At 39.2% G+C, this 22,077-nt stretch carries 22 protein-coding genes; all 22 read right to left on the bottom strand.

All coding sequences use genetic code 11. The features are described from left to right. Positions 1-39 precede the first annotated feature (39 nt). The 22 genes from PQG52_RS09520 to prfB all read right to left on the bottom strand — a co-directional run bounded on the left by PQG52_RS09520 (position 40) and on the right by prfB (position 22,026). On the bottom strand, positions 40-2,199 hold the full coding sequence (locus PQG52_RS09520; protein WP_271829229.1) for an FUSC family protein: 2,160 nt from the start codon (positions 2,197-2,199) through the stop codon (positions 40-42). Positions 2,200-2,336: 137 nt separating this feature from the next. Beyond that, on the bottom strand, positions 2,337-2,837 hold the full coding sequence (locus PQG52_RS09515; protein WP_271829228.1) for a hypothetical protein: 501 nt from the start codon (positions 2,835-2,837) through the stop codon (positions 2,337-2,339). A 1-nt stretch (position 2,838) separates the two neighbouring features. Then, positions 2,839-3,747, bottom strand: a complete 909-nt coding sequence (locus PQG52_RS09510; RefSeq protein ID WP_271829227.1) for a tetratricopeptide repeat protein — start codon at positions 3,745-3,747, stop codon at positions 2,839-2,841. Positions 3,748-3,842: 95 nt separating this feature from the next. Continuing rightward, a complete protein-coding gene (locus tag PQG52_RS09505) occupies positions 3,843-4,802 on the bottom strand; it encodes a tetratricopeptide repeat protein (RefSeq protein ID WP_271829226.1) in 960 nt (319 codons plus the stop codon). A 26-nt stretch (positions 4,803-4,828) separates the two neighbouring features. After that, entirely contained in the window at positions 4,829-6,955 is a 2,127-nt protein-coding gene (locus tag PQG52_RS09500) for an FUSC family protein (protein ID WP_271829225.1), read from the bottom strand. A gap of 135 nt (positions 6,956-7,090) precedes the next feature. After that, positions 7,091-9,193 carry an FUSC family protein gene (locus PQG52_RS09495; protein ID WP_271829224.1) on the bottom strand — a complete coding sequence of 701 codons (2,103 nt, stop codon included), beginning with the start codon at positions 9,191-9,193 and terminating at the stop codon, positions 7,091-7,093. Positions 9,194-9,274: 81 nt separating this feature from the next. After that, a complete protein-coding gene (lnt, locus tag PQG52_RS09490) occupies positions 9,275-10,873 on the bottom strand; it encodes an apolipoprotein N-acyltransferase (RefSeq protein ID WP_271829223.1) in 1,599 nt (532 codons plus the stop codon). A gap of 32 nt (positions 10,874-10,905) precedes the next feature. Next, positions 10,906-11,757 (bottom strand): GNAT family N-acetyltransferase, encoded by an 852-nt coding sequence (locus tag PQG52_RS09485; protein WP_271790140.1) that lies wholly within the window; start codon positions 11,755-11,757, stop codon positions 10,906-10,908. Positions 11,758-11,784: 27 nt separating this feature from the next. Then, on the bottom strand, positions 11,785-12,219 hold the full coding sequence (locus PQG52_RS09480; protein ID WP_271790141.1) for a Fur family transcriptional regulator: 435 nt from the start codon (positions 12,217-12,219) through the stop codon (positions 11,785-11,787). 153 nt (positions 12,220-12,372) lie between these two features. Next, on the bottom strand, positions 12,373-12,822 hold the full coding sequence (gene rimI / locus PQG52_RS09475; protein WP_271829222.1) for a ribosomal protein S18-alanine N-acetyltransferase: 450 nt from the start codon (positions 12,820-12,822) through the stop codon (positions 12,373-12,375). Between the two features lies 1 nt (position 12,823). Beyond that, a complete protein-coding gene (gene tsaB / locus PQG52_RS09470) occupies positions 12,824-13,519 on the bottom strand; it encodes a tRNA (adenosine(37)-N6)-threonylcarbamoyltransferase complex dimerization subunit type 1 TsaB (protein WP_271829221.1) in 696 nt (231 codons plus the stop codon). Position 13,520: 1 nt separating this feature from the next. Next, entirely contained in the window at positions 13,521-14,108 is a 588-nt protein-coding gene (locus PQG52_RS09465) for a malonic semialdehyde reductase (protein ID WP_271829220.1), read from the bottom strand. Positions 14,109-14,123: 15 nt separating this feature from the next. Further along, a complete protein-coding gene (locus tag PQG52_RS09460) occupies positions 14,124-14,690 on the bottom strand; it encodes a NifU family protein (protein ID WP_271829218.1) in 567 nt (188 codons plus the stop codon). Positions 14,691-14,804: 114 nt separating this feature from the next. Next, positions 14,805-15,986, bottom strand: coding sequence for an MFS transporter (locus tag PQG52_RS09455; RefSeq protein ID WP_271829216.1), 1,182 nt, complete (start codon positions 15,984-15,986; stop codon positions 14,805-14,807). A gap of 167 nt (positions 15,987-16,153) precedes the next feature. Beyond that, positions 16,154-17,380, bottom strand: coding sequence for a tetratricopeptide repeat protein (locus tag PQG52_RS09450; RefSeq protein WP_271829215.1), 1,227 nt, complete (start codon positions 17,378-17,380; stop codon positions 16,154-16,156). A 15-nt stretch (positions 17,381-17,395) separates the two neighbouring features. Beyond that, complete coding sequence (locus PQG52_RS09445) at positions 17,396-17,839, bottom strand: ExbD/TolR family protein (RefSeq protein WP_271829290.1); 444 nt, start codon at positions 17,837-17,839, stop codon at positions 17,396-17,398. 12 nt (positions 17,840-17,851) lie between these two features. Further along, a complete protein-coding gene (locus PQG52_RS09440; RefSeq protein WP_271829213.1) occupies positions 17,852-18,307 on the bottom strand; it encodes an ExbD/TolR family protein in 456 nt (151 codons plus the stop codon). Beyond that, positions 18,304-19,233 (bottom strand): MotA/TolQ/ExbB proton channel family protein, encoded by a 930-nt coding sequence (locus tag PQG52_RS09435; protein WP_271829211.1) that lies wholly within the window; start codon positions 19,231-19,233, stop codon positions 18,304-18,306. The genes PQG52_RS09440 and PQG52_RS09435 overlap by 4 nt, the downstream gene beginning before the upstream one ends. A 246-nt stretch (positions 19,234-19,479) precedes the next feature. After that, positions 19,480-19,626 carry a hypothetical protein gene (locus PQG52_RS09430; protein ID WP_271790150.1) on the bottom strand — a complete coding sequence of 49 codons (147 nt, stop codon included), beginning with the start codon at positions 19,624-19,626 and terminating at the stop codon, positions 19,480-19,482. A gap of 65 nt (positions 19,627-19,691) precedes the next feature. Beyond that, positions 19,692-20,117, bottom strand: coding sequence for an energy transducer TonB (locus PQG52_RS09425; RefSeq protein WP_271829209.1), 426 nt, complete (start codon positions 20,115-20,117; stop codon positions 19,692-19,694). 14 nt (positions 20,118-20,131) lie between these two features. Then, positions 20,132-20,839: an energy transducer TonB gene (locus PQG52_RS09420; RefSeq protein ID WP_271829207.1), complete on the bottom strand. Its 708-nt coding sequence runs from the start codon at positions 20,837-20,839 to the stop codon at positions 20,132-20,134. A gap of 55 nt (positions 20,840-20,894) precedes the next feature. Then, positions 20,895-22,026, bottom strand: a protein-coding gene (gene prfB / locus PQG52_RS09415) for a peptide chain release factor 2 (RefSeq protein ID WP_271829205.1) whose coding sequence is annotated in 2 segments (ribosomal slippage) — positions 20,895-21,956 and positions 21,958-22,026 — 1,131 coding nt in all. Because the reading frame shifts where the segments join, the coding sequence is not laid out codon by codon here. Positions 22,027-22,077: the final 51 nt, after the last annotated feature.

Genomic DNA, 22,077 nt, shown 5'->3' with positions numbered 1-22,077 from the left:
TGATCTTCAAACAATTATTTAAAATAAAATTAGTGAATTTTAATAAAATAACGATCTGTATGATTTGACACGTAAAAAAGATGCATCTTTATCCAATGCATAGGTCATTAATATCAACACAGAAATTGCTACACTCAGTTCCATACGAACAGCTAAATTCTTCTCTATTGCCTCACGTTGACGAAATTTCTTTATTGCACGATACGCAATGATAACTGTACGTGCATGTTGCCCATATCGTGCTTTGTGTCCCTGAAACTTTGCTACACGGCGTAATACAACGCGTAATACATTACGAATATCCTGAGTAATAATGTCATTTTCTATCATCGTTCGCAGACGAATAACACAAATCCCAATCAACATCACTGCCATACTGCCATGACGGTAAGTATTGGCCGTTGGAACGATTTTATCAATCCCTAATTGCCGCATTAAAATCGTAAAATTACCAGATACAAAATTAATCCATTCTCTGGGCGAATATGGCTTACTTTTATTTGCCAGATTATGTAACCCATCGAGCAATTTTTGGCGCATTTGATGTTTAAGTCTACGTCCATGATATGGAAATATAATTCGATAAGCAATGAGCGCCACCAAACCGCTGATAAATAATGCCATTGCATCATTTAAGAATGCAGATTCATTAACCCTGCCACTATTTTCAAACCCCAGTAAATAACAAAAAAAGAACATATAGCCACCCGCAATCGGCGCATATTTTGGCGTGCACATCGCCAATGCACCAATTACCAAAGGGGGTAATAAAATCAAACATAAAATTTCAAAAGAAGTAATCATTGGCATAATGAACATATTAAAGAAAAATGCCACGATGATCGCAATACATATTCCTTTGAACCATCCCACACAAGCTACGATAATATTATCAAACACACAAAAACGCGAGCAACCCATACATAAAAATGCCAAGAACACGGTGGCATTACTCCATCCTGTAATCTCCCATAATAAGCAACCAATCGTAATGGTGACAAAAGCTCTGATCGCATTTCGTGCGGCACGTTTATAATCGGGTGGAAATTTTACAGAGAATTTAAAATTATCCTGCAAACTGGTATCTTGACTTTTATATAGCTCAAGCAAAGTGCTTTCTAATTCTGCCAAGATTTCACGCAAATTTTGATATAAAATACGATCATTCAAAGATTTTTGCGTATAGCTAGTATCAATCTCTTGGGAATTTCTAACATCGCGATAAAAGCTGTCAGAGATTTTTTGCCTACATTCCCACCGCAATTTATTAATACTTGCTAATAAAATTTTTAAATCTTCGTTTGTTTTTAATCCTTTTATAATGAACTGTATTGTGCTTTCAGCCTGCGGTAGGATTTGATTAAATTGTTGTAATTGATTTTTCATTTCTTTTAGGTAAATTGAAAATCCCATTGCTTTGACCAACAAAGAAGACACCAAAGATAATGTAGCACGAGCATGATCGCCTGTATGACCTGTACCTTTCAGCTCTATTTCACGGAATTCCACATTATGATTCAAAGAAATGATCGAAGTTAACATATGATCGGATTGTGCCGCTGCCCAATTCTTTCCCTGAACAATATGCAATACCGAAGTCAATGCACCTTCGACCGCTTTTTTAAGATCACTATTCAGTTTTTGATGCGCATAATGATGTAAATTCACCTCAAACAGACGAGCCACTAAATTCTCAATGAAAATACCAAGAATAAAATAGCTGCCTCTCGACATTGCCATCATGAATGTTGTGTCTGGGTCTTTCACCGAAGCAAATAACACAATCGCGCAACTGAACCCCGCCATTGACCAACCAAAAGATAGGAAATGTCTCGTACAACTTGCAAACCAACAACAAACGGAGACCCATAGAGCAACCGTTAATTCAAATAATAAAGGCTGTTGTGGAAAACTGGACATAATACATAAAACAGCAATAATGCCAACAATATTCCCCAAAATAACCCAATAGGCTTTGGATAATATCTCACCCCGAGAGGAATTTTGTGCCACGACCCAAACAGACATAATCGCCCAACGTGGGCTATCCATTTCCATCCACAAAGCAATCGCCAGCGCAGCATAAGAGGCTAGAATGGTTCTAAATACGAAAATAATAGCTACTTTAGAAGGACAAAATAACCAACGCCAATTTTCAAATGATAAAAAATCTAACGATATTACTCTGCTAAAACGCACTTAAATCAGCCTTACTCATATAAACGGAATTAAAAATGCATCTTACTAAAATGTTGCCAAATTCAAAGTCTATTCCATCAAATTAGGTAAAAAATCGAATTTTGTGGTAAATAAAACATTCTACGTTATTTATTCGTTTATTCTGTATTTTTCAGACAAGATGCTATTGTTGCAGATAAAGGATTATAAATGAATTTCAATTTTGCTGAATATGTCAAAACCACAACCATTATTCGATCCTCTGTGCCTTTCAACAATTTCGTATAAAATACCTTTCCCTCTTTATCATAACCACTGACCACCGCCCACTGAGGATGATATGAACGATATGTTATTCGTCCATTGCCACCCGCCACCCATTGACTGATTTCAGTAACAATTTTTTTAAAATCCTGATCTAAACGATATGAACCATAAACGCGTATGCTGGCTCCATCCTTGGCAATAAATAGCTGGCCATCACCATTATTAGACTCACCTTGTGGAATCATCATGGGTGGGTAACATATTTGGTAATGAAAACGAGAATTGTAATAAAGATGCCATTGGCTGGTTAACGATATCTCTTTAGCAATGCCACTATCATTGACAAATAACACGCCAACAATCATCCATACAAAAAAATATACCTTTTTCATTTTAATATTGTTTCGACTTCTCAAACCATAGTTGAGATTGTTCAAGATTTTTTTCTACACCTTTTCCTTGCTGATACATCATCGCAATATAATGCATGGCCTCTTTATTTCCAAGTTCGGCTGCTTGTTCATAATAATGAAAAGAACGTTTGAGATCTGTCGCAATGCCATCTCGACCAGCAAAATAGATTTGACCTAACATGACATTCGCATCAATGATTGCTTGTTTTACAGCATGATCTTGATTAACTGGGTTGGTGGCAGCAATTTTTTCCCATACCTCTACCCCTTTGGCAGAATCAGCACGACCAGTAATCCCTATAAAATAAAAATTTCCTAATTGATATTGTGCGGGTAGATATCCTTGTCGTGCAGATTTTTCCAACCAATCCATACTGGTTTGCAAATGATGATTATAAAGAGATAACATCGCCAGTTGATATTGGGCTTTGGCATTACCTTGATGGGCTTGATTTTGAATATGCTGAACCGTCATTAACAAAGATTGAGCAATGCTCGCCCCTTGTTGGTCGATTAATTTCAACATCGCAGCGGCGTCTTTACTGCCTTGTTTGGCAGATTGCTCATAAAAAACCAGCGCAAGCTTTGTATCCGATGGAGCCTGACAACCCATAAAAGATAATTGCGCCAAATGATACAAACTATTGGCATCACCGTTCATTGAGTAATTTTTTCCTACTTCCTTACAGTCTATGCCATCACTTTTGATATCAGGGTAATAAATCCTGTCGGTAAAGTGAGTGATTATATCCGCTTTATCGATCTGATTTTGTGTTTGTGCATTCATTAAAGAGGATATCACGGTTGAATCAGCAAAACTGTTCAAAGAGTAAATCATTGACAATATTACAGTTGTAACGATGAAATATTTATATTTCCAGATACCCATTATTCCTCAACAAGCCTTACCTTATAATTTTGAAGTATTTATCTTGATAGAAATTTGAATCGAAACAAATTTCCCTACACAATTCAATCATCCAGTCATGACACTTGATGCAATTTATCACATGCTTGCTCGTAACCATTCGCACAAGATTGTTCATAATATTTCTTGGCTTTGGCAATATCTTGTTCTGCGCCATTTCCATATTCATATATTTCACCAAGGTTAAATTGTGCATAAGCATTTCCTTGGTCGGAAGCCTGTTCGTAATAAGCAATTGCTTTTGGATAATCTTGCGCCACTCCTTCAGCAAAATAATACATTCCACCCAAACTGAACAAAGCGTTTACATGCCCTTGAGAGGCTGCTTGTTCATAATAAGCAACAGCTTTGTTAAAATCCTCATCTACACCATCGCCTAAATGATATTTTAATCCCAAGTAAAATTGAGCATTCGCATTGCCATTGTCTGCTGCTGCGGTAAAATAGTCTATTGCCTTTGGAATATCCTGTGAAATCTCATCATTGCCCGTAAAATATATCATACCCAAATTATATTGGGCTTCGGTATCTCCTTGATCGGCAGCGCGTTGATAATATTCGATCGCTTTTTGGATATTATGTTCTACACCAGCACCATTTTCATATATTAGCCCCAAATAGAATTGAGAATCTATATCCCCTTGCTCTGCGGCTTGATGAAAATAATCAGCAGCCTTTTCGTAATTTTGTTCAACCCCCTCGCCTTTGAAATACATCAATCCTAAATTATATTGAGCCTCTGAAGCACCTTGTTGCGCTGCACGTTGATAATAATCTTTGGCTTGATGAAAATCTTGTTCTATCCCTGCACCTTGCAAATAAAGTGTGCCTAAATGAGTTAATGCTTTGATATGCCCTTTTTGCACAGCTTGTTCATAATAAGTTCTAGCCAGTGCATAATCTTGTTCTGTTCCATCACCATTGTCATACATACATCCCAACGCAAATAACGCGTCTGCATCTCCCTGTTCAGCCTTTTCTTGATAATGTTTGAATTGTTGTTGGTCTTGTGTCATTAAACAGTTAATCCTTTAAACTATCATTAATGTTTCTTAATTCTTAAAAAAGAAGCGTTTTTATCCAAAGCATACGCAATTAAAATCAACGATGAAATCGCAGCACTGACTTCAACACGCACAGCCAAATTTTTCTCCGTTGCTTCACGTTGTCTGAAACGTGTAATCGCACGATGCGCAATCATGACAGTTCGAGCATGTTGGGCATATTCAGCACGACGACCATCAAAAGCAGCAATCCGACGTAACACGACCCTTAAGATATCCTTGATATCTTCTGTCATAATATCGTGTTTTACCATGTGGCGCAGGCGAATAATATTAATGCCAATTAACATCACCGCCATACTGCCATGCCGATAGGTTTTTACCAATGTCGTGTTGCGATCTTCGTTTAATTGACGCATTAACACTACAAACGATTCAGAGACAAAGCCAACCCATTCTCTGGCCAATGGCAAAGATGAAGCCTGTGCCAATTGATGCAATCCGCGCAATAACTTCATCCTCATTTGCCGCCTGAGCTTTCTGGCACGATAAGGAAAAAATAACCGATAAGATGCCAACGCAAACACACCGCTCATTAACACAGCCAATGCGTTATTTAAAAAAGAGATTTCATCCACACGCCCTTCATTTGCAAACCCCAGCATATAACAAAAGAAAAATGTATATGTCGACGCAACGGGTGCAAGGCGTGGAACACACATCGCCAACGCCCCGATCCCCAAAGGAATTATCATCAATATAAATAGAAAGTTAAGGTTACTGACGGCAGGCATAATAATAAAATTATAAAAACCACCGACAATAATCGCAATACAAGCCCCCTTGAACCATCCCAAACATGCCAAAGTTGCATTTTCAAATAAACAGAAACGTGCACATCCCATGCATAAAAATGCTAAGAATAAATAGCCTCTATCCCAGCCCGTTACTTCCCATGCAAAACATCCTAACGCAATCGCAAAAAAAGCACGGATTGCGTTTCTCCATGCTCTTTTAAAATCAAGATTTGATTTGACCTCAAATCTGAATTTATCATGCAAATTAAAATCTCGACTTTTACTTAATTCACGCAAAGTCACTTCTAATTCCGCCAAAATCTCTCGTAAACTTTGATATAAAATGCGATCATTTAAACTTCTGCGTGCATAATCGTCACTGGTTGTTTGATATTGCTCCAAATTTTTATAAAAACTATCTGCAATGCGCTGACGACATTCCCAGCGCAACGCATTTAAGGCCCTTAACGTTTCTGATAATGATCCTCCTGTTTTTAATTGCTCTCGTAATTTTAATAAATAATTTTGCGTTAATGGCACAATATAATGAAAATTCAGAACATCTGTTTGAATTTGCTTAAGATGAATGGAAAAACCCGTTGCTTTCACCAATAGCCCAGAAACGGACGCCAAAACAGCGCGAGCATGATCACCTGTATGCCCCGTGCCTTTCATCTCTTGCTCTCTGAATTCAATATTATTATTCAGACCAATCATTGCCGATAATAACTGATCCGATTGTGCCACTGCCCAAGCGTCACCGTCCAACATTTTCGAAACAGATTGAATGGCTTCTTCAACGGCGTTTTGTAAATCTTCATTTAGTTTTTTATGCGCTTGATGGTGTAAATTCAAATCAAATAAACGGGCTGTAAAATTCTCTGCTAATATCCCCAAGATAAAATAGCTTCCCCGGGACATCGCAATCATAAAGGTATCATTGGGATCGCTGACCGATGAAAATAACACAATGGCGCAACTATAGCCTGCCATCACCATGCCTAACGCCCGGAAATTACGTGTGCAGCTGGCAACCCAACAACAAAACGCCACCCATAATGCAACCGATAATTCAAATAGCAAAGGTTGTTGAGGGAAGCTGCCCATAATACATAGCGCAACAATAATACCCGTGATATTGCCAACAATAATCCAATAGGCTTTGGACAAGACCTCTCCGCGAGAGGAGTTCTGCGCCACAATCCAGACCGCCATAATCGCCCAGCGTGGACTGTCCATTTCCATCCACAATGCAATCACAAGAGCAATATAAGTCGCAAGCAGCGTACGAAAAGCAAAAATAATCGCCGTTTTTTGAGGGGCATATAGCCACCGGAACGGTTCAAAAAACGACTTACTTAAAACCATGGACGAAAATGCCTAATCGTATTTAATAATGATTATTTAAAATCATCATTAAAAAATTGTATATACGAGATTACGAGTATTTTAAAATAATATAATGATCTTTGTTATCAATTTTTTGAATACTAATAGCTTGATTTAATCCAGATTATATAAACGATACGAAGGGTTAAGAAAAGCGGCATTTTTGTCTAATGCAAAGAAAATTAAAATTAAATACGCAATCGCTGCCGTTATTTCCAACCGTTTCGCAAGATTTTTTTCTTTTCCTTCTCTGGCTCTTAATCGACGTACAGCACTTTTAATAATTAATACCGTCCGTCCCAAGCGCCCTCCTTGGAAATGCTGAATACGACGTATCACCACTCTTAATTCATTTTTGATATCTTCAGGCAACACATCATGTTCAATCATACTGCGTAATTCCATAATATTTAACCCAATTGACATCACCGCCAATGCCCCATGATTATATTCTTGGATTAATTCTTTTTCATTCACAGGATCAAATTGACGCATTAAAGACACAAACCAATCCATTGTTGATGCCAACCAGCGACGGTGATTAGGGTTATGCTGAACCGTTGTTAAATCGCGAATACTATGTAACATACGAGAACGGATTTCGAGCCTGACTTTTTGCGGCGAATAAGGGGCAATAAACCGAAAAGCCATTGCCGATAAACCTACCCCGCAAATCACGGCTAAGCTGGTATTTAAAAAAGTTACCTCATCCATCCTGCTTTGATTGCTCACGATAACCATAAACGGAAGGAAAATTGCAAAACTCATCCCAGTTCCCCGCGTTGGCAAATGATAGATAGCCAGCCCACCAAAAAACAAAGGAATAAATAGCATTAAATAAACCATCTCTATTGAGTTAGCCAATGGCATTAATGTGATATCAATTACCCACGCAACTAATACACAAACCACAACGCCTTTGAAAAATCCAATACACATTTTATAGGCATTTTCAAATAAACATAACCGTCCACACGCAACACATAATAACCCAATAGCACTGGGCAGCTCGTTCCAAGCTGTAATCTCCCATAAAAAACAAGCCACGATTACTGCAATAAAAACACGTAATAGATTCCCCCATGCTAATTTAAAATTATATAATGGAGGCAAAGAAAATCTAAATTTATCTTTTGGATTGGGATTGATCGCATTGTGATATTGCAAAATCACAACCTCAATTTCACCCAATAATTCACTTAAAGAACGATATAAAATACGTGGTTCTAACAAACTTGCTGAGTTACTATTATTTTGGATCGTATTGGCATCTTGATAAATATAATCCGATATAATTTGCCGACAATCCCATCGCAACTGGCTTAATAATTTTAAATGATCTTTGAAATTTTTATCTTGTTTAACAGAAATAATAAGCTGATCTAAATAATTTTGAATCTTGTCAATAAGACCCTGAAATTGCGCGTCTTTAGGGAAATGATTCATATAGATTGTTAAATTAATAAGACGCGTCAAAACCACACTTACCGATGATAAAAGTGCGTACACATGATCGATTGTACGATCATCTCTCATTAATTCTTCTTTACGAAATTCGACACTGGTTTGAAAGGCGGAAACTGCGGCAAAAATCTTTTGCACCTTAAAAGCGGCTTGATAATCCCCTTTCAGTACCTCGCCGATCACCGTAAGCGATCCTGAAACAGCTAAAGAGAGACTATTATACAAGCTTTTCTGGCTTTTTTCACGCATGTTTAGGGCAAAAATACGCTCTATAAAGGTCTGGCACAATACCCCAAGAAGGATATAGCTCCCTCTTGACATTGCCATCATAAAAACACCATCAGGATCACTGGCTGTACTTAATCCAATTAGGGCACACGTATATCCAGCTAACACAACCCCATAAGAGCTAGAATTACGTATTAAACTTGCGATCCAGCAGCAACACCCCATCCAAATCGCAATCGTAATCCCAAATAAAACAGGCTGTTGGGGAAAAGAAGCCGCCATCAAAATGGCCATACTGACCCCAACCAAAGTACCAACAACCCGCCACCTTGATTTGGAAATTGTTTCCCCTGGTGAAGTTTGGGCAACAATCCAAACCGTCATCATCGCCCATTTTGGACTATCTAATTGCATCCATAAGGCAATCGCCAAAGCCAAATAAGAGGCAAGAAGCGTTCTTAATGTAAAATAAATTGCTTCCTTAGGGGGCGCATATAACCATGAATATGATTTAAATTTATTCAACGGAAACAGCTTGAAGTTTTTTATCCACGCTAAAGTCACAAAAATTGAACTCACATATACATATTATTTAAAAAATACAGATTATGCCTCTGTTGTAGGAAGCATTCTCTTTTTATGATTAGGAAAAATAATCCCAAATAGAACATAAATCATCGAAATGATAAACGGAATCCACCGCCCAACATGAGAAAAGAGCGTCCCAGACAAAGAACCAGGTAAAGCAACAGCCTTATCAGCCCGTATCCCCCAACCAATCCGTACTATTTCACGACCATAAGGATCAAAAACCGCAGAAATACCAGTATTCGCCACACGAACGATTGGAATTCCTTCCTCTACTGCCCGTAATCTTACTGCGGCTAAATGTTGGCGTGGCCCAGCTGAATTCCCATACCACGCATCATTGGTTAAATTCAACAACCATTTTGGTCGATGCGATGAGTCAATAACTTGTCCTGAAAAAATAACCTCGTAACAAATCAAAGGTCCAAACGAACTGACCCCAGCAAGCGGTATCGTTTCCACGCCTTTACCTGGAGTTAATGGTGATCCTGGAACGATATGGAACGGTATATACCAAGGTTGAGATTCCCCAAAAGGCACCAGCTTTGCTTTGTCATATTGAGCAATAATTGCGCCATCTTCTGGTTTTAAAACAACTAGGCTATTATGAATATGCCCTTGCTCGTCACGTGTAATGGCACCTAATATCCCTGCAACAGCGCCTTTTGCTTGCTGCATCAGAACTGCCCTTGCCATTGAATCATACGCTATATCGCCAGGAAAAGAGCTTTCTGGCCATGCGAATAACACAGGGCGGTTGGGAATGGCCTGTTGCTTTTGAAGTTGTAATGCTTTTTGCATTCCCTCTTCTGTCAAAGACAAGTAGTTTTGAAAAATACGACGAGGATCGGTGTTGTTAATTTTGTCGTCCTCAGCAATATTTCCTTGAATTAAAGCAACGATCGGCGTGTCTTGTTGAGCAACAGGCGCTGGAGAAAGCCTGACCCATCCTGCTCCAACCCAGCAAATCATTGCGACAATCAGAGAAACCCAGCCTTTACGCCCGTAAATAGGTAACAAAACCAGCAAAACAGTGAATAAAGTCAATCCATCCACCCCAACCCATGCCGCAGGTTGGATCAATATATCCCCTACATAACCAGGGATCTCCCAAGCACTTCCCAAAGGATTCCAAGGAAATCCTGTTAATACAGGATTCCACCAAGACGGCGAGAGCAAAATCGCCCTCGACATATCACATAAGGTCCATAATCCCGCAAACACAAAGATCTTTCGCCATCCGCTGGGACGTATCCAATAATATAACGCCCCGACCAATCCCGTCCAAAACGCCAATAAAATTGCACATAAAGGGGAAACGATAGGAACCAGCCACCAGAAATCTTGAGCTCTGATTAAGATCGCATTAACCAACCAAGACAAACCAACCGTATGTAACCCAAATCCAAACCAATATCCTTGAGCGAACGCTTTTTTCCAGCTTGTGGCTTGATCTATTCTTAAAAGCAATAATGGAAATGTGAATAACAAGATTGGAATACAATAGGTTGGCGGGAAGGCTAATGAAGACAATCCCCCTATTCCTATGACCAGTAAAACCGCTTTAAATCCCGTTAATTCAATCAATTTATTCAAAATAACACGTGCATTCATCATTTAAGGCTTGGTTCATCATGCGGTGCACTTTATTAAGTTATTTCCAACGCATCACGTAAACGACGTTCATAATGACGATAATATTTATCAGCAAATAATTCAGTTTTGACGATAATGGCAACATCGGTGGTATTAAATTGTTCATCAATGACCGCGCCGTCACCCACATAGCCACCCAACCGTAAATAACCCTTAATTAACGGGGGTAACTTAACCAACGCATGACGGTGATTTAATTTGTGCGGATCCATATGCACCATTTCAACACGTCTTTCTGGAACAGCTGTTACTCTTAATGCTGGGGGGGCAAGATGGGCATGATACAAATAAGTCAAACTTTCTGCATGATCGGCTAGATTGGTTCCTGATAAGCTGGCACAACCAAATAAAATATCAATACGATGGATGAAAATGTATAACGCAATGCCTTCCCACAAGAGCTGCATTGCCACACGCCCACGATAGTTGGCATCAATACAAGAGCGTCCAACTTCTAATAATCGACCAGGATATTCTTGCAAAGCCGTTAAATCATACTCGCCTGCACTATAAAATTTGCCTGCTAAATCCGCTTTTTCTTGTGGTAATAGACGATAAGTTCCAACAACTTGATCCATCACAGTGCTTTGATCGTAATCAAGCACCAACAAATAATCAGCATATTGATCAAAATCATCAAAATCACGCTTTGTTCGAACTGCTTGTTCACTGGGGATTGCCCCCATTTCTTCGTAAAAAATTCGATATCTTAATGCTCTGGCTGCATCACGCTCTTCATCATTTTTAGCCAAACGTACGCCCAAATTTCCAGCGCGCAATTCAACATGTTCATCACGTCGTAAATTCAATTCTAACAAATTATTCGTGGACTTTTCTTCTGTCACCACAACCAATTCCCTTTTCCTTAGCTTTTATTTTTCTTGAATACGACGTGCAAATAGCTCTAGGCGATGCTGTAATAAATCAAATCCTAATTTTTTGGCCATCTGTTGCACCAATTTGACATGCTCTGGATCTTCGAATTCAATGACTTTTCCAGTATCCACATCAATAAGATGATAATGGGTTCCTTGTTCCGTGACCTCGTATCTGGCTCTGCCACCACCGAAATCATGTTTTTCTAAGATGCCTTTTTCCTCAAGCAGACGCACCGTACGATACACGGTTGCCACTGAAATATTATCATCAAGACGAGAGGCTCTGCGATACAGTTCCTCTACATCTGGATGATCGTGGGATTGTGACAGAACGCGTGCAATAACACGCCGTTGCCCCGTCATTTTCAATCCTTTTTCAATACATAAACGTTCTATATGGGATAAAATATCTTTATTTTCACGTGTCATAGAAACCAATTTACTAATTAATAAAAACTTTTTCTAAAATTGCTTATAAAATACACATAATGCAAATGATATTTTATAAATTTTACTTTTTTTTAAGATAAACAGAAAATAACTTTTAAACAACAAATTATTTATTCATGTCCTTGATGACCATTATAGGGACACAGACATTAACAACGCATCAATTTTATTTTCATAATAATTTGAACGTCTTCCATTCAAAGAAAAACCCAACCGATAATATAAATTCACCGCCGCAAGATTATTTTCGGCAACATCTAACAACACTATCTTAACCTGTTTTTCTCTCATGTTAGTGAAAAATACGTTCAAAAGAGTTGTTCCTACTCCTTGATGTTGTTTTACAGGATCGACGCAAAAAGTCAAAATTTCTGCTTCATCCAATATCAAAGAATAAAGTAAAAATCCATTGACTTGGTTGCTTGCGTCATAATCAACAACCAGATGATGAAAAGAGATTTCTAACAGCTCATGAATATCTCTCCCTTTCCATCCTTGCTTTTCTGGAAAAGCTGCCATGTGTATCAACGATAATTCTACTGCTAATTCTTCACCAATATGGCTTAAAAATTCGATAGTCATTTCAAATCGGGGCTTTCCTCAACCCTTTTTGGGGCAATTTAGCCTCGGGCGCATCAACGTATAAAGGACATATCGGATTCGAAATATGATTTGTGTTATTATATTGATCGGCTATTTTTGCCATCATCAATGCATCTGATTCATTCACATCCATCAATCTTTGTGCATGGCTTGGCAGCTTGTCTTCTATACTTGAAACAGCTTCTCCGGTGATAAAAAAAGGCTCATCAGGAAAAAGAATCTCATCATTATTATAAGCAATCACTTGTGCAGACTGATTAGTCTCCACAAAAACCCGTCCTCGTCGTGCTTGGGTGATATGCCAGATTAGTTGAGAAGATGTATAATCCGATAAAAACGGAAATAATACTTCGCCGCGTCTTAATCCAACAGCAGGGCATCCTAAACCAACCTGCATCCCTGACGCAAACGCAATCGATGCTCGCAAACCTGTAAATGACCCAGGCCCTACCATCACCGCAATCAGATCTATTTGATCTGGTTTCAGAATATTTTGTTCAATAAATGACTGAAAATAAGTTGGAAAACGTTCAGGCCCACCTTTAAGAGTTGTTTTTTCTTCGGCAAGAACAGAATATTTCGAGTTATTCTTTTGAACAATCGCAATATAATTAGGTGCTGTTTCAGAAGAGGAGGCACCGTTCATGACTAAAATCGTTTTACAATCGCTCATCATCTTATAACATCAAACATGCGTCTTGAAAGTCAAGACGAGGCAATCGTTCAGATGGTTGCTCTTTCTGAGCATATCCCAAACAAATTAAAAAATTAGAATGCCAGCCTTGTTCTTCAAAAAATAACGTATCGACCATCGAGTTATCGAACCCTGACATAGGCCATACATCAAGACCCAATGCTCTGGCTGCCAAGATTAAATATCCGCCTTGCAATGTTGAGTTACGAAAAGCTGTCTCTTCAGCAAAAGGAATATCCTCGGCATACCAAGAACGCAGCTCTGCTTCGGGATATAATGTAGGTAACTCTTCATAAAATAAAGGATCGTGCGCAACAATAGCAATGACTGGCGCGTTTAATGCATGATCAACATTACCCGCAGATAATGCAGAACGTAATTTTTCTTTGCTGACCACGTGCGTCACAAATGCAAAACGTGCGGGTTGACAATTGCCAGAGGTCGGTGCCAACTTTACCAGATTATAAAGCTGCGTTAATAAAGCAGGATCTATTTCTTTATTCGACCAAGATTTAGGTGTTCTGGCGTCTTCAAATAATTGACGCAAAGATTCCTCTGGCAAAGGGTTCATTTGAAAATCTCTTTTTTAAAAGTCAACTTTTTCAACAGATACAAGATCAGGCAAATGACGGCGCAAAATTGTTTCTACACCATGTTTTAATGTTAACGCAGAAGATGGACATCCTTGGCAAGCACCTTGCATTCTCAGATAAACGCTGCCGTCTTTGTAACCGTGAAAAATAATATCCCCACCATCACGAGCCACAGCAGGTCTGATTTCATCGTCAAGAATATCTTTGATTTTCTCTACAATCTCTTGATCTTCGACCCCAATTTCCATCTCAGAAGCACCAGATAACACAGGATCCATTTTAATCATGGTCTTATGCATTAAAATAAATTCCATAATCATGGAAACAACTGACCCTTTTAAGGTTTTCCAATCAACAGAATTATCTTTTGTCACCACCAAGAAATCAGAACCAAAAAAAATTCTTTGAACCCCTTCAATATCAAACAATGACTGTGCCAAAGGCGCACAAGCAGCACTCTCTTTATCTGTGAACTCAATTGCTTGCTGTTCTTGCAAAATAGTTCGCCCCAAAATAAATTTTAATGCATTCAGATTTGGGGTTTCTTCGGTATGGATCATTCTGATTCAAGAGTCCTTAATGCTCTATATCGGCTATGTATATATTAATAGATAGACATTTCTTTTATGCTTTTCCAGATAAATAATCAACTCTTGTTCACTCAACACAGAGCATCACTCTACAGAATAGCGCTTATTCTTCGTAAACATCACGATAATCACTGCGATCACCATAAAAACTAACAAAACAGGAATCGTCCGTTCAAAGCCATTGCAAATAAAAGAAATGATCGTTCCTGCAACACTGCCAAAGCCAAATCCTAAATAGATAAAGCCGTAATTTTTGGTAACCCCTTCAAGTCCGAAAAAATCACCAATCAATGGAGGATAAACTGCAATTGTCCCCCCAAAAGAGAACGCAATACAAGCCACCGCAATAAAAAACAATATCATGTTTAAAACTGGATAACAGATAATAGCAACTCCAATACACAGCAATATTTGGCAAATTTTTAAAGATAATAAGGTGCCAATTTTATCTGAGGCACTACCGATGACCAAACGACCACATAAATTAAAAAACGTTAATACCGCAACGGCATTTGCTGCCATATTTGCATCAAGATGCGCCATTTGCTCGCCAATATCTTTGGCAGCACCAATAATATATATTCCCGTCATAGAGGTAATCAGAAAAATTGTCCAAAACCCCCAATAGGATTTAAAAACCAATACTTCCCTTAACCGTTTAGCCGTATTTTTAGCCTGCTCAGGAGAATCAACCATAAAAAAAGCTGGCACAATCATTAATGTAAAAACAATACCACCCCACAAGAAAAAAGCATATTCCAGCCCATATACAGTCAAAAGATGATGATTAACATATTTAAAAATCACCCCCCCAAGACCATAAGCCCCAATGGACAAAGACGCAATGACCCCTTTTCTCTCTGGGAACATTTTAACACAATTGGTAATAATCATTAAATAGACGGCACCTTCCGCCAGTCCCATAATAATCCCTGCACCAATATATATTCCGAATAAACTGGTGGATTGCGAAGCAATAAATAATCCTGAAAACATCAAAATCGCTGCGATAATAGTCGTATAACGGACGCCAATCTTTTTTTGTAAATATGCAGCCTGAGACGATGCTAAGGATAGACTTAAACAGAATAATCCAAAGGTGATTGCCACTTTGAAAACATCAACGCCTAAATGATGCGCAATAGAGCTATTAAATAAACTCCATGTATATGCAGACCCCAAAGCCAATTGAACAATTATTGCCCCTATTAACGTCAGGACTTTTCGATAACTAGGTAACGCATCAGAAAGAACAGCTGAATTCATGGCATCATATTACTTTCACACTCAATTAATATGTTTAATAGATATTAATTAGCTTATTTCATTCCTCAAAGAACGATCAAATCACAATATTGAAAGATCGTTCCTATTGAAATTTAACTTATGAAATAATATCAGCAGAATTACTTAGTAATAAAAGATTTTAAATCTTACTTAGCTTCTAATTTCATCAACCACAAACCTGCCAGCTCTGCTGGAACGCCAGTCCCTTTTATCGATTTCAAAAGCTGAATTGCTTTGGTTTTTTGCCCAATATTTTGTTGAACAATAGCCGTTTGCAATAATGCCAAATTACGATCTGTAATAGGTTTGGACAATGCTTGTTGCATTAATTTTGGACCTTCTGTCACTTGTCCGTTCCAGAACTGGTCATAACCTAATGCAAATAAAGCATCACCAGAAGTATCTTTTTCTGCTTGAGCAAGCTGTGCGGCATAATCAGCTTTTGCTTTTGCTGTAATCTTTCCAACATAATCCTCAAAACGTAATACACGTTTTTGATCGCTAGCACCGAACAGGTTTTGACTGTGGATCTGAGCCATTACTTGCCTTGCAGCATAAGGGTAGCCTGCTTGAATAGCAATTTCAGCCATGGTAATATATTGATCGGCTGCTGTTAACAACCCTGCCTTGGCTCTGAACTGCCATACTTCGAATTCAACAGCGGGCTTCATGCCTTTAGTTGAAACCAACGAATTCATGACATGCGACCAATATTTAGGTTTAGGATAATGCGTTGCTAGCTGGACATAACTATTACGCATGCCATCTTTGTCACCTAATTTTTGTTGGCAATTCACCATAAATTGCCATTGTGTTTCCGCTGGAACAGAACCTTTTTTAAGCTCTGCATCAATTTGTTTTTGTTGTTCAGCCAAAGCAGATTTATAATCATTATTTAAAAAATAAGACTGAATCAACAATGTCTGCATATGGGTATTATCGCCACCCTCTTTGAAATAACTATGAATATATTGAATGGTTTCAGGATATTTTCTGGAACGATAAGCCAGGCTGGCTTGCGCCATGATTGTTTGAATACGCTGCGCTTTGGTCAAACGAGATGAAGATAATAAATGCGTATACCCCGCCAGCGCAGCATCAACTTTGTTTTGTTTAACTGCCGAAGCAATTTGAAGCTGCGTGATAATGTCGCGTTCATAAGGGGTCGTATTAGAGATTGCTTGTGCTTCTTTAATCGCTTCATCAGCTTGAGCATATTTCCCTTGCTTCATCAATTGTTCAGCTTTTTTCAAAGGCACGGCCATTTGATTACTGACAACATCTTTAGCGTGCAGTGTCATGGCACCAATACTGATCCCAGAAGTCAAAAAAGTTGCTACTAGTAATTTACGCATCCAAGCTGATTGCTTCATCGTCTTTATCCCGTCTTAGTTTTGTCCCATAATCCCAATTTTTTTGATACCCAATCGCTGAGCATCCGCCATGATGATGGCAACGGTTTTATAGCTTGCCAATCTATTGGGTTTAATAAAAATTGTTGGTTGATCTGGAAGTGCTGCGATTTCTTTGAATTTCTGTTGCAAAGCATCTTCGTTGGCAACATTCTGATTATCAAATGAAATCGTATTATCAAAATCAATGCCAACCGTCAGGCTTGGTGGAGGCTCTGCTTGAACAGGATCACCACTACCCAACGCAAGTTGCACAGATTGTGTTTGCAAAGGAATGGTAATAATCAGCATTACCAACAGCACCAACATCACGTCAATCAAAGGGGTCGTGTTGATATCAACAATCACTTCTTCCTCTTCTGTGCTTTTTTGCATAGCAAGGCGGCGCATTTGTCGAGTTCTTAATGTATTATTATTCATCATTAATGCTCTCTAATTTGGCTTTGGTGGTTGCGTGATAAAGTCAACACGTCTGATCCCAGCTTGTTGGCAAGCTTCGACGACTTTCCCCACAAATTCATAACGCGCATTGATATCCCCACGAATTTGAATTTGAGGTTGCGGTCTTAACGCAGCAATTTCAGCAAGCTTCGTATTTAATGTGCTGATGTCAGAAATCGGTTGTTCATCCCAAAACATTTTCCCCTGCCCATCAACTGCCAATACTATATTGCCTTGCTTGACAATCGTCATATGGCTCATCCGCTCAGGAAGGTTAACTTGTACCGAGTGCGTTGCGACTGGGATTGTGATTAGGAAAATAATCAACAAAACCAACATAATATCTACTAGAGGGGTTGTGTTAATTTCGGAAACAACTTCGTTTTCCTCTCCTCCCATTCCCCCATAATCCCCACCACCGCGAGGACCACCTATGTGAATACTCATGCAGCGTCACTTTCTTTCGTTGCTGGATTTTTATTTTGAGGATTGCCACCAATTAACACACATTGAACGTCTGCAGTGAAATTGCGTGCTTGATCCATCACCACTTTGTTACGACGCACTAAAAAGTTATATCCCAACACTGCTGGCACAGCGGTTGCCAACCCAATTGCGGTCATAATCAATGCTTCACCTACGGGTCCTGCTACTTTATCCAAGGTTGCTTGGCCCGCAATGCTGATGGCTGATAATGCGTGATGAATTCCCCAAACGGTTCCAAATAATCCAACAAATGGTGCTGTTGATCCCACTGTTCCAAGAAAAGCTAATCCACTTTGTAAACGACCTTGGATATGATCCAATGCACGGTGCAAGCTCATTGAAACCCAACTATATAAATCAATTGAATCTTGCAAAGCACCTTTGTGATGTTGAGCTGCCTCAATACCATTTTCAGTAATATAACGATATGCAGATTGCGTACTCAACGTTTCTGCACTTTGTTGCAAATTCTTTTGTTGCCAGAATTTTTTGCGGTTGACTTCTTTATACGCACCCGCAACACGATTTTGTGCAATAATTTTAATAACAATTACATACCAACTGCCAATGGACATAATTGCCAAAATCAATAAAGTAACCCGAGAAACGATATCCCCGCCTGTCCATAATGCTTTTAATCCATAAGGATTTTCAGCAGATTTAACCTGATCCCCAGCAGTAGGCATCGCAGATACAGGTTGTTGCTCAGGGGCTGGCGCAGCAGCAGGTTGTGCTGCTGATGGGGCTGCTGGTGCAGCAGGAGACGGCTGAGTGGGGGCTGGTTGATTAGGTTGTTGTGCCATAGTTGTTTGATTAGCAGCCACCGCCATTGCCAATGTAAAAGCAACAGGAGCAACATAACGAACAAAGTGATAACGCTTACTCATAATTTAAAAATATTCCTCAACAAAACAAAAAAGCAAACTGGTTCAAAGATAATCTAGTCTTTATATTCGATGGACTAACAAAAACGAAAACGCATTTCAGAAAGAAACTTGCAAACAAGATTTCGTGAGATGACAAGCATCAAACGCAAAACAAATTTTAAGTAAATATACCTTAAAATATTTCGGGTTAGTTTACTGGCAAAAAAACCATCATCTCTTTTGACAGTCTTTCTGAACAATTTTGCACTACAAAGCAAACGGGTTCTCCTCAATGCCTTCGTTTTTCATTGAGTCAGAAGAAGCAGTCAACTTACTTTGATTTGCTGAGTGTTTTTTTGACATTTTACGACCCCAAAAAGTATATTTTTTTGCATTTGCTGTGTTAGAGGACATGTTTCGCAACTTTTGTATGTTCTCATATAGCACAATTAAATTAATCATTCTTTGTAACATATTGCTTATTGACCTAATTTAAAATCAACAACATAACGATGTTTATATTCCTTAACAGGAATACCATCTCGCATCGCTGGATCAAATAAAGCGTACATCATATACCGTAACGCAGCCATATCAAATGCTTTATATCCACTGCTTTGCGTTATCTGACAATCGACGGGCTTTCCTGTCACTTCTACATCACAAGACAATATCACCTTTCCTTCTTTGTGATCCCCCAGCATATCCACTGGATATTGAGGTTGAGCACCATTGAGAGGACGACTGCCTGCTGCGTGCGTTATTGCCCCTATGTTCGTTCTTTTCACTTCTTGTTCTGTTTTATTGGCCCAAGGATATAAAAATTGACCCAGCGACCCTAAACAACTCAGCAAAAATAATAATGCTGAAAAGAACATTTGTAAAAGATGATATAACTCTGCCAATAAAAGTAATACCCTTATAATCTAAAGTTAATGGTATAACGATGACCTAATTCTTTAACAGGCGCACCATTCTTAGTTGCAGGACGATATCGAGCACTATTGACGTATTTCAAAGCAGCCTTTGTAAATGACATGCCCCCAGAGGAACTAATCACATGACAATTACTGGTTGAACCATCGGTCTCTACATCACAAGATAAAATAACCCGTCCTTCTTTTTGAGCCGCCTCCATATCAGGTGGATACTCAATCTGCGCCCCGTTCAACGGACGACTACCTGCACTACGGTCAGGCTTACCCAAACCTGCGTTTGATTGACCTTGACCTTGCGTTCCTGCCATGGAACCAGAAGTTGCCTCAGGTTGAGAAGCTGGCTGACTATGTGCAGGTGGCGTAACAGGAGGACGTTTTTTAACCTGTCTTTTCTTTACCACCGGAGGAGGCTTGGGTTTGGGTGGTGCCTCTGTATTAATTGGGGGTGGTTCAATTTCAGGAGGCGGTGGCACAATCATTTCAGGGGCTGGCGGTTGCGCTGATGCTGAAGATGAAGCAGAAGAAGCAACATCAATAACTTGAACCTGTACAGGAAGCGTTTCAGCTTGTTCCTTTTTAGGGGTTGATAAAAACACCACCAAAAGCCATATCACCAAGAGGTGAAAAATAACAACTCCGATGAAGCCAATAACATGCTCAACAGGATGACGCTCATTCAAACTGACCATCAATGAATACTTCCTATTCTGTATAAACCCATAATCCACCCAATTTTTGTTTTATTTACGATGCCTGAGCACTGGCTTCTGAACGTGTTGCCCCAACCCGTAATGCTAAAGCTGCTGCCATAAATTCATCCAAATCCCCATCCAATACAGCTTGCGGATTTGTTTTCTCCACCTCTGTACGCAAATCTTTAACCAACTGATAAGGTGCCAAAACATACGAACGAATTTGATGTCCCCAACCAATATCTGTTTTTCCTGCTTCTGTTTGAGCAGCGGCCTCTTCTCTTTTCTTCAACTCAGCTTCGTACATACGTGCTTTTAACATTTCCATTGCCGTGGCACGGTTACGATGTTGTGAACGGTCTGTTTGACATGCTACGACAATTCCTGTTGGCATATGCGTAATTCGAATAGCAGACTCTGTCTTGTTAATATGCTGTCCACCAGCACCAGAAGCACGATATGTATCTACCTTCAAATCTGATTCGTTGATATCAATCTGTATTGAATCATCAATCACAGGATATACCCATACAGAAGCAAATGAGGTATGACGACGTTTCGCAGAATCAAACGGTGAAATACGCACCAAACGATGCACCCCTGCTTCTGATTTCAACCAGCCATAGGCATTAATACCACTGATTTGCAATGTAGCTGATTTAATCCCAGCCGTTTCCCCTTGCGTACTTTCCATAAAAGTCACTTTATAGCCACGTTGCTCAGCCCAACGTGTATACATACGCAACAACATTTCTGCCCAATCTTGAGCTTCAGTTCCGCCTGCACCAGAATTGACCTCTATATAACAATCATTGCGATCTGCTTCACCAGATAGAAGGCTTTCGATCTCAAGACGCTTTACCTCTTTTTCCAATGCTTTTAAATTATTCAAAGCATCATCAATAATGGCCTGATCGCTTTCAATTTCAGCCAACTCAATCATCTCAAGATTATCTTGACAATCTTGTTCTAACTTCCGCACCAACTCAACCTGATTAGCAAGATAAGTTCTCTCTTGCATAATCTTTTGCGCATTATCCGCATCATCCCACAAATTAGGGTCTTCGATTTGATGATTCAGTTCCGCAAGTCGATCCAACGCAACATCCCAGTCAAAGATGCCTCCTCAGCAGCTCTAACGACTGCTCAATCACTTGATGAATGGCCTCACTCTCTGTAGACATACCCTTTTAACTTCCAATTGCAAATGCTTCTTAATATTACTATCAACTTTT

The sequence above is a fragment of the Commensalibacter communis genome, assembly GCF_947179105.1.
Taxonomy (GTDB): Bacteria; Pseudomonadota; Alphaproteobacteria; order Acetobacterales; family Acetobacteraceae; genus Commensalibacter; species Commensalibacter communis.
Note: the sequence above shows the minus strand (reverse complement) of the source record. Positions and strands in the feature narration are given on the sequence as shown.

What these genes read in the sequence shown, in the direction of transcription:
- tsaB (WP_271829221.1), bottom strand. Translation starts at nt 13,519, where the DNA reads ATGATGAGCGATTGTAAAACGATTTTAGTCATGAACGGTGCCTCCTCT.
- PQG52_RS09435 (WP_271829211.1), bottom strand. Translation starts at nt 19,233, where the DNA reads ATGAGTAAGCGTTATCACTTTGTTCGTTATGTTGCTCCTGTTGCTTTT.
- PQG52_RS09455 (WP_271829216.1), bottom strand. Translation starts at nt 15,986, where the DNA reads ATGAATTCAGCTGTTCTTTCTGATGCGTTACCTAGTTATCGAAAAGTC.
- PQG52_RS09515 (WP_271829228.1), bottom strand. Translation starts at nt 2,837, where the DNA reads ATGAAAAAGGTATATTTTTTTGTATGGATGATTGTTGGCGTGTTATTT.
- PQG52_RS09505 (WP_271829226.1), bottom strand. Translation starts at nt 4,802, where the DNA reads ATGACACAAGACCAACAACAATTCAAACATTATCAAGAAAAGGCTGAA.
- PQG52_RS09510 (WP_271829227.1), bottom strand. Translation starts at nt 3,747, where the DNA reads ATGGGTATCTGGAAATATAAATATTTCATCGTTACAACTGTAATATTG.
- PQG52_RS09460 (WP_271829218.1), bottom strand. Translation starts at nt 14,690, where the DNA reads ATGATCCATACCGAAGAAACCCCAAATCTGAATGCATTAAAATTTATT.
- PQG52_RS09465 (WP_271829220.1), bottom strand. Translation starts at nt 14,108, where the DNA reads ATGAACCCTTTGCCAGAGGAATCTTTGCGTCAATTATTTGAAGACGCC.
- PQG52_RS09430 (WP_271790150.1), bottom strand. Translation starts at nt 19,626, where the DNA reads ATGTCCTCTAACACAGCAAATGCAAAAAAATATACTTTTTGGGGTCGT.
- rimI (WP_271829222.1), bottom strand. Translation starts at nt 12,822, where the DNA reads ATGACTATCGAATTTTTAAGCCATATTGGTGAAGAATTAGCAGTAGAA.
- PQG52_RS09420 (WP_271829207.1), bottom strand. Translation starts at nt 20,839, where the DNA reads ATGGTCAGTTTGAATGAGCGTCATCCTGTTGAGCATGTTATTGGCTTC.
- PQG52_RS09445 (WP_271829290.1), bottom strand. Translation starts at nt 17,839, where the DNA reads ATGAATAATAATACATTAAGAACTCGACAAATGCGCCGCCTTGCTATG.
- PQG52_RS09500 (WP_271829225.1), bottom strand. Translation starts at nt 6,955, where the DNA reads ATGGTTTTAAGTAAGTCGTTTTTTGAACCGTTCCGGTGGCTATATGCC.
- PQG52_RS09450 (WP_271829215.1), bottom strand. Translation starts at nt 17,380, where the DNA reads ATGAAGCAATCAGCTTGGATGCGTAAATTACTAGTAGCAACTTTTTTG.
- PQG52_RS09440 (WP_271829213.1), bottom strand. Translation starts at nt 18,307, where the DNA reads ATGAGTATTCACATAGGTGGTCCTCGCGGTGGTGGGGATTATGGGGGA.
- PQG52_RS09480 (WP_271790141.1), bottom strand. Translation starts at nt 12,219, where the DNA reads ATGACACGTGAAAATAAAGATATTTTATCCCATATAGAACGTTTATGT.
- lnt (WP_271829223.1), bottom strand. Translation starts at nt 10,873, where the DNA reads ATGATGAATGCACGTGTTATTTTGAATAAATTGATTGAATTAACGGGA.